Below are 23140 nucleotides of genomic sequence, written 5' to 3' on the forward strand. Positions count from 1 at the left end.
TTTCTCTACAATACATTGAGAAATTAGGCTTTAAATAGTAATAATAGAATTCATAAACACTGAATAATTTACACATTAGGTTTATCTGTTAATGCAGTAACAATCCTGTCCACTAAGTCTTCGGGTAATCCATATTCCTTATTAACTACAGCCTGTATACTAGCAAAAGAACTTTCATTGTATTTTGATTGCCTTTTTCCTCTACTATCTTTCTCTTTATTTATGAAGTTTTCACGAGATTCATAGTTCATCTTATCTGGTTCTTTAGCAATAGATTGATTGGTGTAAATTATAAAGATACCTAACATCATAATTACACAAATGAAAATCCCTACTAATTTAAGTCTCATTATTCATTTCCTTCCTGCAACTCTTACTGTTTCTCGTTCATAATATCTCAACCATATCAAATTCATATTAATTTGAAGTAAAATTTTGTTCTTAACATATTTCTTAATAGAAAGACTGTATATCCTTCTATTTGTTTGACATCATTAAGATGCTCACAAATAGAAATAAATTCTATTCCTATATATAGATAAATAATCTAAAAATTTATATAATAAGATCAGAAGTATAGCATATTATTATTATTGAAAGGTCTTGGTATAATGCTAGGCATTAATGTAAAAAAAACAAATGAAGAGTTAATTATTTCATGGCAATTGGCGGAGATTATAATTCCATTACGTGATGTGATTGAGGTTACCGAAGATGCTACCTATGCTGGTGTTGAAGAAGTAGATGTAATATGTATTGGAACAGCTTATGGGACAACAGACCGTATTTTAATTAAAACAGTAAAACAAAATTATGTATTGTTTACTACAAATAAAGTTGCTATTTTAAATACCATTCACGCTTAAATATAGGAGTCTTCTTGGCTAAAATGATAAAAATAAGCACATCTTGTTATAAAAACAGATGTGCTTATTTTTTAATTTCTATGCATTTTTACGTTTTAAGAAAATCACTCCACCAACAATTAATAGTAATGCTCCTGCAACCATAGAGATCCAACTTGTAAGATTAGTACCTGTTTGTGGTAACCATCCAATTTTAGATTGAATTTCTTTCTTAAGTTGTGGTTGTTCTTTTACTTGCTCGTTAGGTTGCTCTGGTGTTGGCATATTTTTATCTGAATTCGGTTGTTCTGGTTTAGGTTGTTCCGGCTTTACCTCTTTAAATTTCACTGTTTGCCCCTTATCTTCAATTTCAGCGTGAATAGCTACTAATATATTATCTTGATACAGTTCTTCAAATACTACTACTTCTTTACCTTGTAGTTCAGAAGCATTTAATATGAAGTCTAATGTGATAGAACCATTCTTCTCTTTAGCAGTAAACTTAGATTCTACTGTTACTTCTTTACCATCAACTAATAATGGTTTTTTTGTTGCTTTATCCATTAGTTTGCCTTTCACAACGTACTCTTTACCCACGATTAAGTCTTTGTATTCCACTTTATCTTGGATTGTTACAGATTTAGAAACGTCTAACTCTTTAGAACCATCAGCTTTGTTTGTAGCTGTCGTTTTAATGGACGGTTCTACAAATCGAACTGTTTGACCTACATCGTTAATGTCAGCGTGAGTTGCAATTACTTGACCTTCATGTAATAAGTCTTCAAACACGACTACTTCTCTTCCTTGCTGTTCAGCACCAGCGAAAGTAAAGTCTAATGTTACAAAACCGTTCTTTTCTTTTGCAGTAAACTTAGTCTCAGCTGTTACTTCTTTACCATCAATTAATAATGGTTTGTTAATAGCTTTGTTCATTAGTTTACCTTTTACAGTGTACTCTTTACCTACAACTAAGTTAGTATACTCTACTTTGTCTTGAATAGTGATAGAATCCTTTGAATGAATCTCTTTTCCACCATCAGCTTTGTTTGTAGCTGTCGTTTTTATTGATGGCTTAACGAACTTAACTGTTTGACCTTTATCATTGATATCAGCATGTGTCGTAACAACTTTTCCGTCTTTCAGTAACTCTTCGAATACTACTACTTCTTTTTCTTCTAAACCAGTTGCATCAAATGTAAAGTCTAATGTAATAGAACCATTTGCTTCTTTTGGTGTAAACTTCGTTTCAGCTGTTACTTCTTTACCATTTACAACTAATGGTTTATTAGTCTCTTTATTCATTAATTTACCTTTTAAAGTGTACTCTTTACCTACTTGTAGATCTTTGTATTCCACTTTATCTTGGATTGTTACAGACTTAGACGTGTGCATTTCTTTTGTACCATCTGTTTTATCAGTAGCTGTTGTTTTTATTGAAGGAATCTTTTCATCTTTGACAATGTGTTTAATGATTTGACCATTCTCTTTAATTTCAAAAGAGAACGTTTCTTCATTTAATACATAGCCTTTTGGTGCAATAGTTTCGTTATATGTGTATTTTCCAAATGGTAATTTTTCAAATTTAGCGATTCCTTTATCGTCTGTTTTTCCTTTTACTACTTCTTTTCCTACTTCGTTATAAATCGTAAATTCTGCATTTGGAAGCTTGTTATTTCCATCAGCCACATCTACCTTTGTAATTTCTAGATCACCTTTGATAAGATGATTAACTGCCAATAACTCAATAATCTTCCCATGTTCTTTTATTTCGAACACGATTTGTTCTTTAACAAGAACGTAACCGTTTGGAGAAGCCTTTTCTACAAATGAATATTTACCATACGCTAAATCTTTGACGTTAATCTCGCCATTTTTATCTGTCTTATATTTCCCAACTACTTTTCCACTTTCATCTTTCAATTCAAATACTGCACCTTCTAATTTTTTACTAATATCTTCATTATCTACTTTTAGTAATTTTACACTACCTTTCACTTCGGTATTTTCCACTGTAAAAGTAAGGGTTTTATTGTGCTCTTTAATTTCAAAAGGATACTTTGTTTTATTTCCAACATATCCATTAGGTGTTTTTGTCTCTAAGAAATAATATTTACCATACGTAAGACCTTCAACGTTTGCAATTCCATTTTCTTTTGTTACTACTTTTTTCACTTCTTTTCCATCTTCAGTGAAGACTGTGAATTCAACATTTGGTAAAATCTTTCCTGAATCACTAAGCTTTTTAATTTCGATGTTACCTTTTACTTTGTTATTTACTATTTGGACAGCTCCTGTTTCTCCTGTCTTAACTTCAATAGTTTGTGGTTTATCATCTGAAACATAGCCTGTTGGTGCTTTAATTTCTTTTAATGTGTAAGTACCAATTGGTAAGTTGTTTAATTCTGCCATACCATCAGCACCAGTCGTGATTTTTCCGACTGATTCATTATTTGTATTAAAGACCTCAAATACTGCACCAGCTAAAACTTCTCCATTTTCTCCAACCTTTTTAATTTTTAAAGAACCAGCTGCTTCCCAATTTACTGCAAGATCACTACTAAGCTTTTCTTCATTTCTTTCTAATAGTACTGTAGCATTCTGAACAGTATCCGTACCACGGTAAGCAATTGCTTGAACTTTAGTTAAATTACCAGCAACACTTAAATTAAATTCACCCTTTTTTGTATTCTTAGGAATTTGGATACGAAATTTTTCTCCAACTGAAAGCTGATCTTTCACTTCTCCATTTTCACTAACAATTCTAACTCCATTAGGTGCATTTTTCACTACTACCTTATAAGAACCACTCTTAACATTTGTTTGTACTGAATATAGATTTGTTTCGAAGAATTCACCCTTTAATTCTGCTTTTTGCTTTTCAGCAGGAATCACATTCATAAAAACATCTTGAGTCTCTTCACTATTATTAGCATTACTAATAATAGCCTTAGCTGCTTTTTCAACATTTTTATTCTCATGTTTTAATTCATTTACATCGAGTTGACCTAATGCATTCCAAACCGCAAGTTGCGTTGCATAATGCGCTTCATTTTTATTAGCTACTCCCAGCTGTTCAGCACTTTTTTGCGGGAAACCATTTAATAAGACTCTATATACTACATTATCTGTTTTCCCCATTTCAGGAAGATCTTCACCATTTGGTGATTTTAATCCAAGAGTTAAGCAATAAGCAATTTGACCACTTGAATTTTTAATCATTTCAGTGCGAATGTACTTAGCTAGACTGTTACTATAACTCCAGTCCATTGAATATTTCTCATGCGTCATAACCTCTGCAATAGCCCTAGGTAAAAATACATTAAGGAATAATACCAGTACTGATAATAATGTAAAAACTCTTATAATGACTCTCTTACCCAATTTTGTAACCTCCCTAGAATAAATTAATTCGAGTATATATCGCAATATCTAAAACATTCACGATCGACCCAATTATCATTATAAAACAATAAATTACAAATATTAAATAATTTTAATAAAATAGTCAAAAAATTTACACATTTTATTATTTATCAAGTTTTTTAACGAATTTACTATATACAAATTCTAAAACATGCCTACAATTTAAAAGACAAATATGTATGTTAAATATATAAATAGCAATTCCTTTACTCCAATTATTAAGCTTTCCCCCTATTAAAAATAGCCTTTTCACTTTCTTATTAATCTGAGTAATTTATACACCTCTTTTAATCTATTACACTCCTCCATTTAAATATAAAGGTGACTTCTTGTTCAAAGAATAAAGTGAAACTTTAATCCGCCCGATTCCCCTCTAACTTCTTTGCTTTCATTGAATTTTTGGGCGGGAGTCTTACTGCCCAAAAATAGCGGGATATATTATGCAATATTGCATTTGATAATCATTTTCAATGTAACTATAATGATTACAGGATTACTATTAATCCAATATTCTACATGGAGGTTTTATTATGTTTAAAAAAATTATTGTATCTTCTATGGCGCTTACTATGTTCGGTGGAGCTGCAACTATGCTAGAGGCACCTACTGCTCAAGCAGCTTCTTATAACTTAACGTCATCCTCTTACTTTGATGTCACTCCTGAAGAGGCCGTGGCTTTCTATCAATCTCAAGACTATAAAAAATTAAAAGTATTTTTGGATGACTTTGAAGCTAAAAACCCTTATACTCCAGGTGGAGGCTACGCTCAAGGGAGTGTACGTATGCAAAAATTCAACGATGCTCTTAGAGATGCCAAATTAACAAATGTCTACCAAGAATTTATTAGAATCTCATACTACAATCATTATCCAGAACCAAAATAATAACAACGGATAAAATGTTTATTATTTCTATAACTTAGCCTAATTTTAAATGTATAATCTAAAAATAATTACTAAAAACCACTCATATAAGAGTGGTTTTTCTATTTCCCCATATAATGTAGCTAAATGTTACATCATCTTTATTTTAATATCTTTTATAGTAGACATTCTCTCGTTGACACAATCTAGTAGGTTAGCAATGGGGATATCAAAATATATTTATAATTATTTTCTGTTTAATAGCAAAAAACGAACACCCTCTCACAATTAGATAAGGTGCTCGTTTTCATTTTTATCGGTAATTCTCAATTCATTTTAGCTTCTTTCCAATAAGCAAAGATTAAATTAACTTAAAAACAAAGCGTTTTAAATTTAATTCATAGATCTTACTGAAACTTGGAATTGCCCCTTAGAACCATCATCATTTGAAACGTAAATTTTATATGTTCCATTCGGTAATGGAGATAAAGCATTCCGTACATTTGTAACATTAATTTGTTGTTCTCCAGGTTTTATATAACCACCAACAATTAGCTCTGTATTTGGACCTTTTACACTATATCCCATTGTATTTTGACCATTATTTTTCATAGAGAAGCTTAAGTCAGTACTCCCATCATATACGAAAGAAGTTACAGCCTCGCCGCTATAATCCATTGTTTGAGTTAATAATAAGTCTGCAGAAACATGTTCAACTAAATGAATTGGATCATTCGTTTTGTGTACTTCTTCAGCATAAGTATTATTCCCTAACACACCAAGTGTTAATGCTGAAACTACTCCACAACTAAGCACTAGTTTATTTAACTTCATTTTAAGTTCCCCCTTGATGTTTGTATTCTATTACCATCATACATCCTTTTTTAAGTGCGTTTTTATGTAATAATTCATATCTATAAACCTATATATTTTAACCTTTCACCTTAATAGTTATTGAGAAAGCCACATAGATAAAGCTACAATATTACACTTCATAAAAAACATGTAAATTTTAAAGTCTTTTTCTAACAAAGTTTTATACGAGTAAGTACCAAAATAATCAAATAAATAGCATTTCTATTTCAGATAAAATGTACTAATAAAATTTTTCTAAAATTTCACTTTGTAATTTGATATATTCCATGTTAATATAACGAAGGCTACAAAACAGGAGTCACCACGCATATCATTTTCACAGAATATTCATACTTAAAAAGACTTATTTTATCAGTAACTCAATCCAAATTTCACCTATACAAAAGTTAGTTTATGATTTCATATGTACATAAATTTAAATAGATTTTTTATCTATTATTTTTTTCTATTTTCCTTATCAATTTTAATACGAGTAATATAACAGCACTTTTCAAGTACCCTTCCTTTTTTAGATAAAAAGTCTACTAATACTAAACATCTATGTCCAACTCATACATAATTCTACTTACAAACTATCGGAGATGCAAAACTATGGGAATTTCTACTCTTTTATTAAATACCTTTATTATAATAATTTGTATCCTTAGCTATCACGTATTTTGGCTAGAGTTTAAAGAAAAAATAACATGTAATAATATGTTATTTTCTATCCTTTCCTCCATTGCTATTATTTTTTGTATGACTTTTCCTTTTCATTTACATGTCGGATTTATTTATGATTTACGTTTTATTCCTATAATATTGGTTTTTCTATATGGAAATACAAAAAACATTGTTTTTATAGGAATTTTATATCTTTCTTATCGGTTTTACTTAGGCGGAAATGGCGTTCTTCCATCATTTATTATCTTCACTATTATTTTGGGTATAACAATGCTCTTTCGTTACTTATTACCTATGTATTTTAAAGAAAAAAAGATATCACTTAGCTTACTTCTTATTTTAGTATGTACAGCTTCACTTTCTATTTGCGGTATTGTAACTCAAATAAATACAGGAGGTAAAATAGACTCTACTCTCATAGAATTTTTATTAAATTATATAGTCATTAATATTTTCACATTATTATTATCAGTTTATTTTATAGAGGAAATGATTGAGAAATATAAAATGAAAGAAAAACTGCAACGGGCTGAAAAATTTTATATAGCTAGCGAACTAGCAGCTTCAATTGCACACGAAATCCACAATCCACTAACCACGGTACATGGATTCACTCAATTATTAAATGAAAAACATGCCTCTAAGCCTTCTCAGGATCAATACTTAGAAATCATGTTAATTGAAATGCAGCAAATACAATCTACTATTAATAACTATTTATCTTTAACCAAACCACAGAACACCCTAAAAGAAAAAATAGATATTAATCACATTTTAAATCAGGTGAAAGATACTATTTCACCACTCGCTCTATCATACAAAGTTGAAATCAAACAAAATAGTACAGATTCCTTTTATATAAATGGGGACCCCGAAAAATTCAAACTCTGTCTAAACAACATCATCCAAAACGGAATTGAAGCTATGAAAAATGGTGGATTATTACAAATAAATATACAAAAAGTAAAAGGAAATATCATAATTGATATTATTGATTCAGGAATTGGGATGTCATCTCAACAAATAAAACGAATTGCTTTGCCATTCTATTCAACAACAGAAAAAGGAACTGGGCTTGGTACTATGATTGCTTATAGTATTATTAGAGAATTAAACGGAGATATAGAAATAGAGAGTGAATTAGGGAAAGGGACACGCTTTTCTATTAGTATCCCTTGCTAACGTGATAACAATTTTCTGTTTAGTTAATTACATAAGCGCATTTTAAGAATCCCGTTAGCTAGCTAGCTTATTTATTAATTATCTTAAATTTATGTGTGTTAATTAAAACTAATAAGGATCAGAGCTTATCTATTGTTACAGATATACTCTGATCCTTTAGTTTAATTCAATTAAAAACACTTAATATTTATAACTTTTCTTACATCGTGATGAAATATTAGTTCATCGATTTTATCTCATTTACTGATTAGACTTGTTTAATGTAAATATAATATCTCGCGACACTTAATTTGTTATTATCATTAGGGACATTTCCTGCAGTTGTTTTTTCATTAAAGTACAGACCTTTTTCCATTCATTGAAAAAGGCAACTACCCTTTTACTACTTCACTTCCACCGTATAATTCCCTGTCCCCCCGCCATACTGATACACATGTAAATAATATTTTCCAGGATACGTGTAGTAACTACCTACTAGTTTATTCCCTTGTTGCTGAGCATACGTAACATAATTATTTAAATCTGCTTCAGAATAAAGTACCCAGTTCATTCCAATATTATTTTCATTCGTTACGTTAATTTGAAGATTTTTAGCAGTCTCCACATTAATTTCAAAGAAGTCACTTGTATCGCCATTTCCTAAACTAGCACGTAAAATTTGATTTAACTGCAGTTTGTTTGCTGTTTGGAATGAGTTATTCGGTTCTTTTTCTACACTGTTATCTTCTTTCTTTTGAACAGTTACAGTCGCTGTAGCAGTATTAGTTGCTCCTTTATCGTCTGTTACCGTTAATTTCGTCGTATACGTTCCTTCTTTTGTATATACGTGAATTGGATTTTGCTCATTACTTACTGCTCCATCACCAAACTCCCATTTATATGAAGTAATTTTCCCATCTTCATCTTTTGATCCGTCGCTTTTAAATGAAATTGCTTCATTTACATTTCCACTATACGGACCGTTTATAACTGCAACTGGTGCTTTATTCTCTGCACCTTCTTCTGTATTAATACCGTGGAACACAACATCATATTCAAATTGTCCTGATGCATTCACGCGATAATTTACGAAGTATGCTGTTACTGTTTTATAGCCTGTCCATTCCTTTGCACTTAAACGTTTTAACGTATCATTAACGTTTTGTGTAATTGTTTTCCAATCTTCATATTCTCCTTTTGCTGTAGTTCCTGTATATGTTCCTTGTAGTGTGAATGTATTAAAGAACTGTGATTTATTTTTCTTCACTGATACATTTTTCAATTTTGCTTCCGCTGTTATTTCTGCCGCAATATCTGAAACTCGCTTCGATGCATGATTCGCTAAATAATCGTCTGATACTAATGGCACATTATATTTCTCACGATTATCAACTAGCATTTGCATATAATCTTGATATTCTTTATTTAAATTCGCATCTTTACTTAATGTAGAGCGATATGCATCATATGCTGTTACATCATTTTTCCTAATAAGATCATGTATTTTATCGAACATATCATATCTCTTATTGTACATATACGATTGTAAAGCAAAGGAATAATTATAGAAATCCCACGTTCCATACTTTGCATTTAACGTTCGCTCTGCCGTATAACGCTCTGCTGGATTTGAAGATAATCCTCCTATAATACTCTTTCTCGGTACAACATTATCCGTTCTCGTTGCCCCTGCAAAAAATTCAGCATTCCCTTCTTCAAACCAAGATAACCTTTCATTTTCATATATTTTCCCTTGTCCCCATAACCCTGGTACTTCATATCTACCTTGTAAATAATGCGTGAACTCGTGTCTGAATAATTCTTCTAAACTATAAATACTTTCTTCTAGCGTACGCTCATAAGTAAAGAACGTACCTGTTCCTTCTATATAAAGACCACCGTTATTCGTTTCATAACCGTACAATTGACGATTAAATTGATATTCTGCTGGGCTATTATAAATAACCATCGTTAATACATCATCAGGATTTCCTTTTTCTAAAGGTTGATCACTTTCAACCGTACGATGGAATTGTGCCTTTACTTCTTTTGCCGCCCAATATAAACGTTTTACTTTTTCTTCTGTCACTTTATCTCCAGCTTTTAAAACAATTGCCCCATCATCAAACGTATACGTTTTTGGCAAATATTTTTTCTTTCCATCTTCTCTTATTTGATCTAAATTCACCACTTTACCATTTGCATCTTTTCCACCATAATTTGTTGCAATTTGCTCAGCAGCTACGAAATATTGCTCCCCTAAATACGGGTAAATTTTCATCGCATCTGTTACAACTTGTAACCCTTTCGTTCCTGTACTATGGAACGTACCGAGTCTACCTGTATAATAAATGCCATTATTAATAAGCCAACCGTTTTTTGCTGTAATCGTTCCCATTAATGCAAAACGACTTAGTTCATTAATATAACTATCTATTTTCTGATACCATACTGTATCTTTCGGTGCTTTCCTCGTATCGTACAAATACGATTGAATGTCGTAATCAACACCTTGCATAATATCGTAAATAGCATTTCCAGCTGAAAGATTATCTACTAATGTAGAAAAATTATCATTATATTGTTTAAAAATCTTTGCAGCTGATGTTATCGTTTCCACATCACTCGAAGCGTTTCCTATTAACTTTCCGTATGATGATACCACTCTATTTTGCTCTAATGTACCCAGCTTGAAATTTGAGTTGTTAGCTATCGCTTTTAATGCGGGTAAGCATTTATCATGATAACCCCGTTCATTTAATTTACTAAGTTCCGAATTATAAAATCCTAAATAAAATCCTGAACGTAATACCTCCACTAATGTCTCAATCCCTTTTGAATCATCCTTCGTATAGGCTTGTCCTTGCTGCTTCAATTTATCAATAATCGCCTGCATCCTACTATCATTTTGATAGAATGCTAGACTGTCTGTATTAAACTGAAATAGCCCCGTAATTTGCTCCCAATCAATTGTTACAAGTAAATCTACTAACTGCTGATTGCTTAATTGATTTAATTCAGCAATTGTATAAGTTTTCGCTACAGCTAATTGCTTACTTTCTTTTTTCACCTCAGGTGGTCTTTGTGATAAATCGGCAAATTGTAGCCTTTTCTCAAAAGACTTGCTTTCGAGCACTTTCGATGAATGAGCTAATTCTTGTACTGGTAGTTGTACACCGACTGGCTCCATTTTGAGCACATTTCGATAAGAAACTTGCTCTCCCTTAGTATCTTCTGCCAAACTTCCCCCTTGAAAACTCCCTAACATTAAACTAGCAAAACTTACCCCTACTAACATTTTCTTTGAATAGCCTTTCATGCTCTCCCCTACCTTACATTTTTAGTGTCCCGCTCCATTATTTTACTATTTTCACTTTATGTCCTGTATTGAGAAAAAATAAGGTAACGTTCACACATGTATTCATTCCATGTAAAATTAACGCTTGACTTTCCGTACATTTTATATCAAAAAAAAGATAGATAATAGCAAAATTCCTGCTACATCTATCCTCATTTTCAACACTATGATTTTAACTTTATAAACGTAACTTCCGGTAATGTTTGCATATGCTGAATAAACTCATTCTGTTCTTCTGACGATATATTTTTCAGTTGCATCCCTATCTTATAAACAGTTTCTGTACCTTGCTGTGAAGCTTCCACCTCATATGAGAGTATTGGGATGCCTTTCACTTGTAGTGTTTCCAATACTTGTTGTACCGCTTCATGTTTGTTTACAAACATTTGCACTGTAATATTTTGTGGAAATAAAAATTGCACCTTAAAAATACGACTTACAATTTCTAAACCAATTAAAACGAGAATCGTCGCTCCAATGCCTACTACATACATTCCTGCTCCAATTGCTAATCCTATGCCGGCAGTAGCCCATAAACCAGCCGCGGTCGTTAATCCTTTCACCGCCTGCTTTTGAATAATAATTGTGCCTGCACCTAAAAAACCAACTCCACTAACGACTTGCGCTGCAATCCGACTTGGGTCTAGAGACGTATGCTCTTCATACACAATATCTGAAAAGGCATATTTCGAAACAACCATTATTAACGCACTTCCTACCGCTACGAGGAAATGAGTCTTTAATCCAGCTTCTTTCGATCGAATTTCTCTTTCAATACCAATCATTGCTCCTAACAAGCCAGCAACACCGATTCGTATAATAAAATCAAAATCTACACTCACGGGCACTTCCCCCTTTCATTCATTATAGATAGATAAAACAAAAATTATCACAAATATCCATTTATCAACATGAAAGAATATCACTAAAACAAACTTAATACTCCGACCGTTTTATGTTAATATTTTAAATATTAACATAAAATAAATAACTCCTAATTTTAAACCTTCACTAATTTTCTAAAAAACCAAAGGTGGATTACATGAAATTAGGTTGAGAAATTCTGGAAAACGCTTTCGTTTTGTGTCATAATTTTTTATAAAAACTACATAAATAAAGGAGCTTACTAACAATGAACGTCTCGTTACTTACACCTACTACTGATTTACAAGAAGAATACTTAGATTTCTATAACGAATGGAAAGATAGCGATGAAAAAATGATCCCGTGGGTTATCTCAAAAAATCCTGCCAACTTCCCAGCTATGGTTCAAGAACTTCTCGATGCGCATAACGGAATAAATATCCCTGAAACTTGGGTACCAGACTCTACATATTGGCTTGTTACAGATGAAAATAAAATTGTGGGAGTTGTTAATATACGTCATAGTTTAACCGAACATTTATTTAACGCTGGCGGTCATATTGGTTATGGCATTCGCCCTTCTGAAAGAAGAAAAGGTTATGCTACGAAGTTACTAGCATTATCATTAGAAAAAACGAAGGAATTAGACATCACGAAAGTACTTGTCGTTTGCGACGCAGTGAATACCGCTTCTGAAAAAACAATTTTACATAACGGCGGGATTCGTGATGATGATTTCACTGAGGAAGATGGGAATGTAGTAAGAAGATATTGGATTGAGCTATGAATGATCACAAAAAAGCGAGAAAGTGATTATACACTTTCTCGCTTCTTTTACACTGCTTCTATTTCAAACTGCACTGTAATACCACTTGGATCTACCACCGCAAACCCATTTGTAGTTTCATTTATTTCATGTTGTTTTTCTATTAATCTTTCTTTCACTTCATCTAATGCTTCTTTATGCGGTAGTACAATCGCATATACCTTTAGTCCAGTTGCATGTACTGGTGGATGTGGATTGTTTACTCCGTTCCACGTATTTGCACCAATATGGTGATGATATCCCCCTGCTGAAATAAATAAGCAATCCTCTTCACGCTGTTGTACTTCAAAACCTACTGTTTCCACATAAAATTCATGTGATTTCTCTACATTAGCTATTCGTAAATGTACGTGCCCAACGACAGTATTAGCAGGCAAACCAGCAAACTCATAATCAACAAGTGTTGCCAATTCTTTTAAATCAAGTGGTGTACTTCCTCCTGGCCCTTCTCCCCATCGATCGCGCGGACGGTCTGCATAAATTTCAATACCATTCCCCTCTAAATCTTGCAAATAAAAAGCTTCGCTATATGTATGATCACTTGCACTATTAAACCTTGAAATTGGTAAAATTTCATTTGAATATGTATAACGCCCTTCTTGCTCAGCCGGGCTGTCAATTACATTCTTATTACGAAGAACCCCAAATAGCGCAGAAGCAAAAGCTTCACGAGTCGGAACTAAAAAGGCTACATGATATATACCAGTCGTACGCGGTTCTTGCAGTACCCCTTCCTCTAACTTTTCAAGAACAAGTAACGCGTTCTTTCCACCTTTTCCAGATAAATATGCTTTATTTTCCTCTTGCTTAATTACTTCTAAGCCTACAACATTTTCATAAAAAGCAATTTGACGCTCTAAATCTTTCACTTTAAATTCAACATGACCAATACGTGTTTTCGGATGAATTTGTACCATGAATAACTTCATCTCCTTATCCCTATATTTTCCCATTACATATAACCGTTACTATGAAGGATACAAGTAAAATCATCCTATGTAAATAATAAAAGTCAGAATTTACATACATTTTTATTTTCATATAAAAAATGCACCTCCAATTGTTAGACTGTGTCTAACAATTGGGGTGCACTTCATTTTAACTTTTAGAAAAGGTGGCTTTTTAACTCTTATCTCATTTTATGTACTTCAGCAACTAGCTTTCCACCCTGAATGCCCATATAAAGCTTCACAGGTGCATCATTCGTATTTTCAAATACTAAATCTAAATATGGATATGCAATTGTAGCATCTCTTCCTTGTGGAACATAACCTACCGTTTTAGAATGTGTAGTTCTCTCCACCATTTTCAGGCCAGCTTGATCTGCTGCATTGTATAAAGTTGAAGATGTTTGACAAACACCACCGCCATATCCATCTACTAATTTACCGTCAACTATTTCTTTCCCTAATTGATATCCTTTATCTGGTGTTGTATCACCGATTAATGAATTAAAAGAGAAACGGTCTCCTTTTGCTAGCACAACTCCATTTATGCTCGCTGCTGACAAACGAATATTCTCAATACGGCCACCTGTTGAACCACCTAAGTTCGTTTCATATCTACCAATTACCGTACCATTTCCTTGTGCATCACTTAATGTTGCGACTGGTTTTTTCTCCACGATCGGCAACTGATACGTAGCATCCCACATACCAACATTTAACAATTTATCTACTAATTCTTTTTCCATTAATTCATAAGAAGGTTTTCCTTCTTGCCAACTTCCATCAGGTGCTATACGTGAAGGAACCATTTTTTTGTCGACGCTTTTTCCAACCTCACCAACAACCTTTGTTACAGACTTTTTAAATTTCGCTTCATCTTCAAAATAGCCTAAACTAGATAAATCTAATTTTTTCACTTCAGTACCAGTTCGACCATCAACTAAACTAATAGTATTCTGCACTTCTGCTTTAGCCTCTACAGTGTGCCCACCAATATCACTTACCAATGCAACATCACTTACTTTTGCACCACAGCCACTCATTATAGCTACACATAACACCCCAACTAATATACCCTTTACTTTACGGAACAATATACTCTCTCCCTTTCCCCAACATCACTATTATGTATTTATTTCATTTTTATGTATGTTTTGTTACAATCATTTTACAATATGTTTATAAAATGTTACAAGTTATTTTTCACTCTATATAAATTACTCTTTTCTTTTACAAATGTCTATATATATTTACATAAAAGTTTGAGCTTGATAGAATTGTAACTTTTATGTAAACTCCCCTTTTATCCAGTATATACCATTGACCAAAAGAAATACAAATTAAAAACCCTCAAGCTATTTTTTATAAAGTGAAACTTTAATCAGTGGGGTCTTACTGCCCAGCAAATAGCACGATAAAGAGAAATCCCTCAATATAAATAGGTATTTGCCGTGCCACCGCTCCGCTTTTGCACATACATTATGGTGAATTCAACCTATTTTAAAGAAATGGAGGATGTTATTATGTATCCCTACAATCCATATGATCCATATAATCAATATGCGTACCAACAACCACAGTATGACTTACAAGCACAATACCAATCTTATATAGATCAAGCAGAGCAAACGAATTCATATGACCAAAATAGACAATTCCAACTTCCAATCTCTTTTCCTGGCACTGGAAATCGTCAATTAGAAAGACGCGTAAATGAGCTTGAACAAAGAGTACGTCAACTAGAAAATACAGTTGAGCGCCATACACGTAGACTAAACCGCTTAAACCAACGTTTACGCACAGTAGAAAACAGACTAAACATTCCATTCGCAGCATTAGAAGACGGATTTTAATCGAGAAAATAAAAATTATATAAGGAAGGGGCTCCCCCTTCCTTATATAAATTGACGAAAGTTTTTTCCATCTCTATACTGATAAGAGTTAATGAAATGAAACAAGGTGATAAATATGGATTTTGAAATAAATTATCTTTCCTTTTATGTTGTACAAGTAGAAGGAAAAGGTGAAGCAGTTGATAAACGCTACAAACATTTTCAAACTTTAGACGCTGAAGAATATGAAGATAGCTCATTAAAAGAATTTTTGAATGGTGAGTTATTAAAAATATCAAAGCGAAAAGTAGAACGTCATGCAAAAACAGAACAAGCCCCAACAAAGATTGGTCGCTTTATTGTAGAAGAAGGACACGAACTGGATTCAAACCCTCATTACAACCTTTTTAATCGTATTCGCTTTGCAGAAACAAAGGAAAGCTTTAAAGATATGAGCGAACCTCTCGTTTATACATATCTTGACACAAGCGCTGTACGCGGAGGTGTATTTTTAATTGCACAGGCAAAACTACGCAAATACTTTGATGATCCATTCGTATTCGTAATGAAATGTGACTTCGAACCAAAGGTGGCTTCTATTTCTGATGAATCAACACTGATTCGTAACGTTGAAATGGCCATCACAACAAAGAATATGAAATCTATCCAATATCCGTACATGCCTGAAGAAGGTATGGTTGAAGTAGGCGAACTAAAAATACACCAAGCATCACATGCCCGCTACTTCGAAGACTTCTTAAAATTCGTCGAATATGAACGCTCTATGCCTGAAATTATGAAAACACAGGTAATGGACATGGTATACGACCAAATTGAAGATGTATTTGAAGAAGGTACGGAAGAACGCGAACAATTCGACCAAGCGATGGAAGTATGGGCTGCCAGTCCGAAACGCGAAATTATGGAACAATTTTCAACCGAAGAGGTAATGGAAGCAACCGCTCAAATCGTCGAGCACGCTCCTGAAGTGGAATTAAAGCTAAAAGCAGACCATATCTCTGTAAAGGCCCTGCTTGCTGATTTCGGGGATCAAATACATATTGCGAAGGTAAATGACCGATATGTACTTATGATTGAAGCAGACACACTTACGTTTGAAAAAGGCTTCTCTCCTATTGAGTTTCTGAAGCCAGATGAGCTGCAAGATGTGATTGAGCGGATTGAGAATAAGCAGCAGTATTCGTTTGATCCGAGCGGTATTGAATAAATACTTCCATATAACTATTTTTACTGAGCGCTTTTAACAAGCGCTCTTTTATTTTAGACTTAGTTGACATTTATATTAAAAACCGATTCTACTAAGAATCGGTTGCTCTGCTTTATAGCAAAATATGTTTATGTTTAAAATTTTTTAATCTAAGATGAAATTTGTTGCAGAATCAAGTAGATTCTTTCCTTGTTATACAAGCGTATTTCCATTAAAGATATCTGCTTCAATATTTCTAGTTGATTAAACCCTTCTATAAGTTTTTTATGTTGTTCCTTTTAGTCACTATGTATGTTCTCAAAATTAAAACTTCACTTCACTACCTCAAATTTATTGTACTCGTAAAAAGATAATTGAAAACGATATTCCGGATGTTCTCTTACCCAATCGTAGGCTTCTTCTAAAATTTCCATTTTGTTTTGCAAGTCATTAAGTTCACTACATTCGTCCTTTTTCTGTTTGCACAGAGGGCAGAATCCATTCACTATTTCCGCACTCGTCGCCCTAATAGTTTTACTTTCTAAATCAACTACTAGACGAAGAATAAAAGAATGCTCTTCTTTTGTAGTCACCTTCATTTCAGCAATCCCATCCTCATTCCAAAAGACACCGTTTAATTCCATCTTTACTGTGACATCTTTAATATCCAAGTCTACCACTACCACACCTCCCTTGTACAAAACTCAATCTTACTCTTCTATTTTAAACTTTAATACACCACAACTTAAAGAGATATTAAGTTTTTTCCAATTCTTCTTTACTATGAAAGAAAGTGTAGTTAATGCTAATTGTGTGGTAAATATTATCCCAAAAACTAAAACAGTTAAAATGTTAAAGATTGTTTCCATTAAACTACACTCTTTTCTTTATATATATTTTTATTTTATTAATACGGTTTAAAACTCTTATTACGTCTTAACACTCCCTAAGCAATTATAATGCGCAATCACAACAACAAGTTGATGCCTATTTAATATCAATACGCTGTTATTACATGTATGTAGTTAGAGATGGAGAAGAAATTCATTTAACCTCTGTATTCTCCTCCATTTCAGCCAAGTATCTAATCTGCCTTTCCGCTTTTCTAACCGCCGTACGAAAATGTTTTTTCAGCAGTTCTACTGTATTTTCACTTATATAATATCTTTCCGTTATACTTTCCCACGTGTCACTACTTTCAAATGTACTCCATTCAAAAAGGCGTTCTGTATCTTTCTTTAGTTCTTTAAACACCCATTTTCGCATCTTTTTTTTCGCTTTTTCTGTTAGTTTTCCGTTTTTTACAAGTTCAAGTTCACCATGTCTTTTGTATCGCTTATTAATATCTCTCTCACTATACACTTTAAGAAGTATATTTGCTGTATTTTCGGCATCTGCTAAAGCACGGTGCTGTTTCCCTTCCCACGTTAAAGCGAGCTGTTCTACCGCAAATTGTAAACTTGGCGTATGTTCAAACAATTCCTCATATGCTTGGAAAACAAATTTTTGCAAATCAATTCTACTTTCTTTTTCTATACTTGGGCATTCAACACCATGTAATGTACAATCATGAGATAGAAAACGATAATCTTCTTTTCCCCATGAAACAAATATAGAATCTTCGCCGATGAACTGAATAAATTTCTCTATAATTTGAGGGAATTTTTCTACACCCATTAAATCTTTCTTCGTAATACCGGTTAATTTTGTTGTATGACGAGTTAATCGTGCACTTGGTTTTACTAACTCCGAAAATTCTTCGATTATCTTCATTGTACCTATTTCTATTTTTACAGCTCCGATATCAACTATTTCTGACGGATCTTCTGATTTATACGGTCTGAAATTCCTCTCAATATCAAACACAATGTAATGTGTAGCGTTTTTCAATTTATTTACCTCTTTCTAAATTCCTTTTCACACAAACACTTTATTTTCAGTATTTATTTATTCATGTACTTTATACAAAAATACCAAAAAAATAAATGAAAATTCAGTCTTGTTAAGATATGTAAGTAGGAGGACATCTATAAAAATGCAAAAAAAAGAAGGGCGAGCCCTTCTTTTTTCAAAAATTACTTCTTGTTTACGTTAGTAGCTTGAGGTCCACGGTTACCTTGTTCTACTTCGAAAGTAACTTCTTGACCTTCTTCTAAAGTTTTGAAGCCTTCGCCTTGGATAGCTGAGAAATGAACGAATACGTCTTCTCCGCCTTCAACTTCGATGAAACCGAAACCTTTTTCTGAGTTAAACCATTTTACTTTACCGTTTTGCATGAAAAAAATCCTCCTACAATGTACCTATATGTACATATTCATTTTCAACCACCTTACAATAATAAGCCAGATATTAAAAAACTGCAACCCCTGAGGAGATTTAACATTGCTATCCTCCTCGGAAGTTACAGCTCATTTAAATCTCTATATTATTAAAAGTAAAATGGTTTAAATATACTATATCATATCAATATAATAAAAGTAAAGTTTTTTCTTAAATTATTTTTCGTTCCCACTGCATTGCTTTTAATTCGCCTGATCCGGCTACTACATAACCATCTTTTTGATTAACAATGCGCCATCCGTGCCCTTTAACTGAATCACATACTGTAACAATACCTTCGTCAAGAAGCACACGGCACACACTACTAATACCCGCCTTATTTTGTGTTGAAGTTGTATATAAAACATGTTGATCTACACTTAAGTCTAAATAACTACTTGCTTTCTGCTCACTTTGACATGTATGCCAATATATTTTTTCACTCGCAATACTTTCATCTATTTTACAATAAGAAATATTCCCGCTAACTCCCTTGCACGATCCACTTGCCGCTACTAAATAAGAATTGTGTAAAGTCAACGCGGAGATCATTTGATTCATCGCAATTTTAATCCTCTTTAATTTACGTGTCTTCAAATCAAAGAGCCAAACACCACCATATTTAGCATGTATTTTCGTACCAATAAATAAGTAATGCTTATATAAAAATAACGATCGAATAGACGGTGCCGCACTGCCATACTCAAGAAACGGATGAATAGTCTCCCATGTCGAACCGAAATTATTAGAAAGATACAGCGTTTTTTCTCCATGAGCAATGACAGTTCCTTGTACATTGCTACATACATTCCAACTCGTTGCTTTTGTTGGAAAACGCTGAATTGTCCAGTTCTCTCCACCATTCATACTACGAATAAAAATCCCTTCGTCACCTACACCATAAACTACATTATCTTCGCTATGTAAATCCCTAATTCGTTTTTGAAAACCATTTAAAATTCGTTTCCATTCTCCGTCTTGTTCAATAAATAAGCCATTATATGTAGTAGCTAACAACAGTTTTCCATCTCTTAACTTTGTAATAGCAGTTGCACTTAACATTGTCTCCACGTTGACACTCCCATTCTTAGAACTTCTCAGCAAATGCAATTGCAAAATTACTGCATTTTTCAACATCCTCTTCATCTTCTGGAGCTAATTCAATTTTCAATCCTTCTTGTACAAGCTCTGCACCACGTTCTACAAGTTTCTCTTCAAATATCGTTACCGCTTCACAAAACAGTTCATACGCCGTATCTCCTGATCCGAATACCGCTACTTTTTTCCCTGATAAATCTATATTTTCTAAGTCATCATGGAAATCTTCCGCTTCAAATGGTAGTTCACCATCTCCCCACGTATAAGATCCTAAAATGATTCCATCATAAGCTAATAATTCTTCAGCATCCATGCCTTCCATCTCTTGCAATACTACTTCATGATCAAAAGCATCTAAACTAACTTTTATTAAATCAGCAATACTCTCTGTATTTCCTGACATACTTGCATAAGCTATTAAAATTTTCGCCACTTCGGCATCCCCCTCTTACAATAAATGATTCTCATTCTCATTATATTAATAATGAGAATCAATTTCAATTGATTTTTTTCTACTTTTATTTACATTACTTATTTCAAATAAAGTGAAACTTTAATGAATAGGAGTTTTGTTCATCCCCCACTCATTATTAGTTGAACCAATCGGACTTTTACGGGCAGCAGGGCCCTCACCTAACTTCTTTGCTTCCACTGAATTTTGAGGTGGGGGGTCTTACTGTCCGGCAAATAGCGGGATAAATAAAAAAGCACAGATGACTATACAATCATCTGTGCTTTTTTATTACTTTTTAAAAATACCAAAAGGCTTTCCTACTGGTAAAACAACTTTTCCAAAGTGTGTATTTAACACTGCTGCTGCTGAACCATAGAAAGATAATAATGAAATAAGAAGTTCAGAATATGCTGCTAAATTATGCATTGCGTGCGGCATAACACCTAAAGTACTTAATGAAAGACCAATAAATAAGAAATCAATAAGGACAAAGATCATAAATAATACTTTATGTGTTTCCATTGCACCAATCGTCATAAAGATTGTGAAAATCAAATATCCGATAAAGGCTACACCAAGCTGTTTTGAATCTGCAGCTTGTGCTAATTTTTCGCCAAATACTCCAAGTTGAATTAACCAAGTCATTCCAACACCTAACCAAAATAGGCCGTACGCACCAAATGCTGTCGTACCGAATGTATTGTTATGCTTTGCATCGTGAATGCAAGCAAAGATTTGTGCAAATCCTCCTAAAAAGATTGCCCACGGTAATACAAGTGAAACGCCATCTGTTAAGCCTAACTTTTGAGATGATGCTACAAGTGTTACCATCGCTAATCCAAATAGACCAATTCCAGATGGATCCGCTGTTGTCATTTTCACATGATGTGTAGTAGTAGTTTGATTGCTCATATAAACCTCCTGATTATAAACATACTCGAATACAATACTTAAATCAGAAGCCTATGTCAATGGTTTTTTTTGTATGTTGTCAGACGTTATATTTTATAATGATTAAATATATTTCCGACCACTTCATAAGGCTTTATATTCACTTTTTCCAACTCGTTTATCGGTAGCCATAACGGAATATAACTTCCTCTACCTTCCCGCTGAAATTCCTCAGCTGTTCCACTTCCGAACACTCCGCCTGTAATATAGGCATCATAATAATATTCATTTCCTTTATATTTTACCTTTGCAATAAGGTGCTCCACTTTTATATGTAGCCCTAATTCTTCATATACCTCTCTTTTCGTTGCCTCTTCAGGCGTTTCACCTTCCTCAACCCCTCCGCCAGGAAAAACATAATATGTTTCCTCTTCTCGAATACGTTTTATAAGAGCAATTTTCCCTTCCTGTACAATGATAGCCGCCCCGCGATTTCTTATCATTTTATTTCCTCAATACGAATCGCGACTGTTCCCCACTCTTTTTCTTGTTCTTTCGTATATATTTTGTATGTACTTTCTAACATTTCCTCTAAACTATCATTCTCACAATCCAATAATTTTTTATCAATTTGTTCATACATAGATTTAAAGCTCTCGTATCGCTTTATTTCCGTTACTTTTACCGTCATCATTTCCGTCGTCGTAAGATTCGTAAATACGATTTCATCGCCTTTGTTTATTAGTTGACGTTTTTTATCGTATAGGCGTACTTCATATACTTTTTTTCCTGATTGAATTGACTGAAACGGTTTATTATATAAACCCATTTCGTATCGCATACATCCCACTCCCTTTTGTTCATTTCACCTATTAATACAGTTCACATTACTACATCTTGCATATAATATTCCATACGTATCGCTTAATTGAGAAAGGAGGCTGAAGAAGCATGTTATATTTAAATCAAAAACCTGAATATAATAAATATGATATTGGTGATTATACTTATAGTAAAGTAGGGCCAACCATTTTTTCTTGGAACGATGAAACAAAATTAAAAATAGGTAAGTTTTGTTCCTTAGCAGAAGAAGTCGTTTTCATACTTGGCGGTGAACATCGAGCAGACTGGATAACAACTTATCCATTTAATGCACTTTTTGATGAAGGAGCACATATTACTGGTCACCCTTCTTCAAAAGGTGATATCGTAATTGGCAATGATGTATGGATTGGTTATCAATCCTGCATTTTATCTGGTGTTACAATTGGTAACGGGGCCATTATCGGCGCCAGGAGCATTGTTACAAAAGATGTACCCCCGTATGCAATTGTAGCTGGTAATCCTGCAAAATTTGTTCGATATCGTTTCCCGCAAGAAACGATTGACAAACTAGAGAATCTCGCATGGTGGGACTGGGACATTTCTGTTATAAAAGGAGCCATTCCATTACTACTCTCCGACAAAATCGACGAATTTTTCACCTCACCCAAAAAAGAATCTACATGATCAA

Annotated in this window: 21 protein-coding genes and 1 pseudogene; 7 read left to right on the forward strand and 15 right to left on the reverse strand. The window is 33.3% G+C overall.

All coding sequences use genetic code 11. The features are described from left to right. Positions 1-116: 116 nt before the first annotated feature. A pseudogene (locus BAQ53_RS16425) lies at positions 117-350 on the reverse strand (hypothetical protein); the annotation flags it as partial. A gap of 261 nt (positions 351-611) precedes the next feature. Here BAQ53_RS16425 and BAQ53_RS16430 point away from each other — a divergent pair. Next, entirely contained in the window at positions 612-866 is a 255-nt protein-coding gene (locus BAQ53_RS16430; RefSeq protein WP_208905958.1) for a SunI/YnzG family protein, read from the forward strand. A gap of 78 nt (positions 867-944) precedes the next feature. Here BAQ53_RS16430 and BAQ53_RS16435 read toward each other — a convergent pair whose 3' ends face one another. Beyond that, positions 945-4226 carry a VaFE repeat-containing surface-anchored protein gene (locus BAQ53_RS16435; RefSeq protein ID WP_208905960.1) on the reverse strand — a complete coding sequence of 1094 codons (3282 nt, stop codon included), beginning with the start codon at positions 4224-4226 and terminating at the stop codon, positions 945-947. 572 nt (positions 4227-4798) lie between these two features. Here BAQ53_RS16435 and BAQ53_RS16440 point away from each other — a divergent pair. Continuing rightward, positions 4799-5152, forward strand: coding sequence for a hypothetical protein (locus BAQ53_RS16440; RefSeq protein ID WP_000473480.1), 354 nt, complete (start codon positions 4799-4801; stop codon positions 5150-5152). Positions 5153-5524: 372 nt separating this feature from the next. On the opposite strand, the gene BAQ53_RS16445 is transcribed toward BAQ53_RS16440, so the two are convergent. Next, complete coding sequence (locus BAQ53_RS16445; RefSeq protein ID WP_000773515.1) at positions 5525-5965, reverse strand: hypothetical protein; 441 nt, start codon at positions 5963-5965, stop codon at positions 5525-5527. Between the two features lie 633 nt (positions 5966-6598). Between BAQ53_RS16445 and BAQ53_RS16450 the strand changes: the two genes are divergently transcribed. Beyond that, positions 6599-7852, forward strand: a complete 1254-nt coding sequence (locus tag BAQ53_RS16450; RefSeq protein WP_000513015.1) for an ATP-binding protein — start codon at positions 6599-6601, stop codon at positions 7850-7852. Between the two features lie 382 nt (positions 7853-8234). On the opposite strand, the gene colA is transcribed toward BAQ53_RS16450, so the two are convergent. Next, the gene (colA, locus tag BAQ53_RS16455) at positions 8235-11150 is read right to left on the reverse strand and encodes a collagenase ColA (protein WP_208905962.1); all 2916 of its coding nucleotides are present in this window, start codon (positions 11148-11150) and stop codon (positions 8235-8237) included. Positions 11151-11353: 203 nt separating this feature from the next. Beyond that, on the reverse strand, positions 11354-12031 hold the full coding sequence (locus BAQ53_RS16460; protein WP_000109731.1) for an MgtC/SapB family protein: 678 nt from the start codon (positions 12029-12031) through the stop codon (positions 11354-11356). A 290-nt stretch (positions 12032-12321) separates the two neighbouring features. Here BAQ53_RS16460 and BAQ53_RS16465 point away from each other — a divergent pair, with 290 nt between their 5' ends. Beyond that, a complete protein-coding gene (locus BAQ53_RS16465) occupies positions 12322-12840 on the forward strand; it encodes a GNAT family N-acetyltransferase (protein WP_061884463.1) in 519 nt (172 codons plus the stop codon). A gap of 47 nt (positions 12841-12887) precedes the next feature. Here the strand turns inward: BAQ53_RS16465 and BAQ53_RS16470 are convergent, their stop codons facing one another. Beyond that, positions 12888-13796 carry a VOC family protein gene (locus BAQ53_RS16470; protein WP_061884464.1) on the reverse strand — a complete coding sequence of 303 codons (909 nt, stop codon included), beginning with the start codon at positions 13794-13796 and terminating at the stop codon, positions 12888-12890. 212 nt (positions 13797-14008) lie between these two features. After that, the gene (locus tag BAQ53_RS16475; protein ID WP_000488974.1) at positions 14009-14920 is read right to left on the reverse strand and encodes a VanW family protein; all 912 of its coding nucleotides are present in this window, start codon (positions 14918-14920) and stop codon (positions 14009-14011) included. Positions 14921-15349: 429 nt separating this feature from the next. On the opposite strand from BAQ53_RS16475, the gene BAQ53_RS16480 reads away from it, so the two are divergent. Together BAQ53_RS16480 and BAQ53_RS16485 are read left to right on the forward strand one after the other, a co-directional pair. After that, positions 15350-15679: a hypothetical protein gene (locus BAQ53_RS16480; protein ID WP_000283712.1), complete on the forward strand. Its 330-nt coding sequence runs from the start codon at positions 15350-15352 to the stop codon at positions 15677-15679. Positions 15680-15794: 115 nt separating this feature from the next. Next, complete coding sequence (locus BAQ53_RS16485; protein WP_000345055.1) at positions 15795-16886, forward strand: DUF3900 domain-containing protein; 1092 nt, start codon at positions 15795-15797, stop codon at positions 16884-16886. 311 nt (positions 16887-17197) lie between these two features. Here BAQ53_RS16485 and BAQ53_RS16490 read toward each other — a convergent pair whose 3' ends face one another. The 8 genes from BAQ53_RS16490 to BAQ53_RS16525 form a co-directional block, all read right to left on the reverse strand. Beyond that, positions 17198-17545 (reverse strand): hypothetical protein, encoded by a 348-nt coding sequence (locus tag BAQ53_RS16490; protein ID WP_000227979.1) that lies wholly within the window; start codon positions 17543-17545, stop codon positions 17198-17200. 364 nt (positions 17546-17909) lie between these two features. Next, entirely contained in the window at positions 17910-18755 is an 846-nt protein-coding gene (locus BAQ53_RS16495; RefSeq protein ID WP_000786428.1) for an exonuclease, read from the reverse strand. 185 nt (positions 18756-18940) lie between these two features. Next, the gene (cspB, locus tag BAQ53_RS16500) at positions 18941-19141 is read right to left on the reverse strand and encodes a cold shock-like protein CspB (protein WP_001179150.1); all 201 of its coding nucleotides are present in this window, start codon (positions 19139-19141) and stop codon (positions 18941-18943) included. A gap of 214 nt (positions 19142-19355) precedes the next feature. Further along, positions 19356-20255, reverse strand: coding sequence for a WD40/YVTN/BNR-like repeat-containing protein (locus BAQ53_RS16505; RefSeq protein ID WP_000449489.1), 900 nt, complete (start codon positions 20253-20255; stop codon positions 19356-19358). Positions 20256-20271: 16 nt separating this feature from the next. Next, positions 20272-20715, reverse strand: a complete 444-nt coding sequence (locus BAQ53_RS16510; protein WP_001062755.1) for a flavodoxin — start codon at positions 20713-20715, stop codon at positions 20272-20274. Between the two features lie 309 nt (positions 20716-21024). Further along, positions 21025-21648 (reverse strand): acetate uptake transporter, encoded by a 624-nt coding sequence (locus BAQ53_RS16515; RefSeq protein WP_208905964.1) that lies wholly within the window; start codon positions 21646-21648, stop codon positions 21025-21027. An 86-nt stretch (positions 21649-21734) separates the two neighbouring features. Next, entirely contained in the window at positions 21735-22130 is a 396-nt protein-coding gene (locus BAQ53_RS16520) for an NUDIX hydrolase (RefSeq protein ID WP_000620833.1), read from the reverse strand. Next, positions 22127-22468: an ASCH domain-containing protein gene (locus tag BAQ53_RS16525; protein ID WP_001268365.1), complete on the reverse strand. Its 342-nt coding sequence runs from the start codon at positions 22466-22468 to the stop codon at positions 22127-22129. Before BAQ53_RS16525 ends, BAQ53_RS16520 begins: the two co-directional genes overlap by 4 nt. 110 nt (positions 22469-22578) lie before the next feature. Here BAQ53_RS16525 and BAQ53_RS16530 point away from each other — a divergent pair, with 110 nt between their 5' ends. Beyond that, positions 22579-23136, forward strand: a complete 558-nt coding sequence (locus BAQ53_RS16530; RefSeq protein ID WP_000966299.1) for a CatB-related O-acetyltransferase — start codon at positions 22579-22581, stop codon at positions 23134-23136. The last annotated feature ends 4 nt before the right edge of the window (positions 23137-23140 follow it).

The organism is Bacillus sp. B25(2016b) (genome assembly GCF_001679765.1).
GTDB lineage: Bacteria > Bacillota > Bacilli > Bacillales > Bacillaceae_G > Bacillus_A > Bacillus_A thuringiensis_K.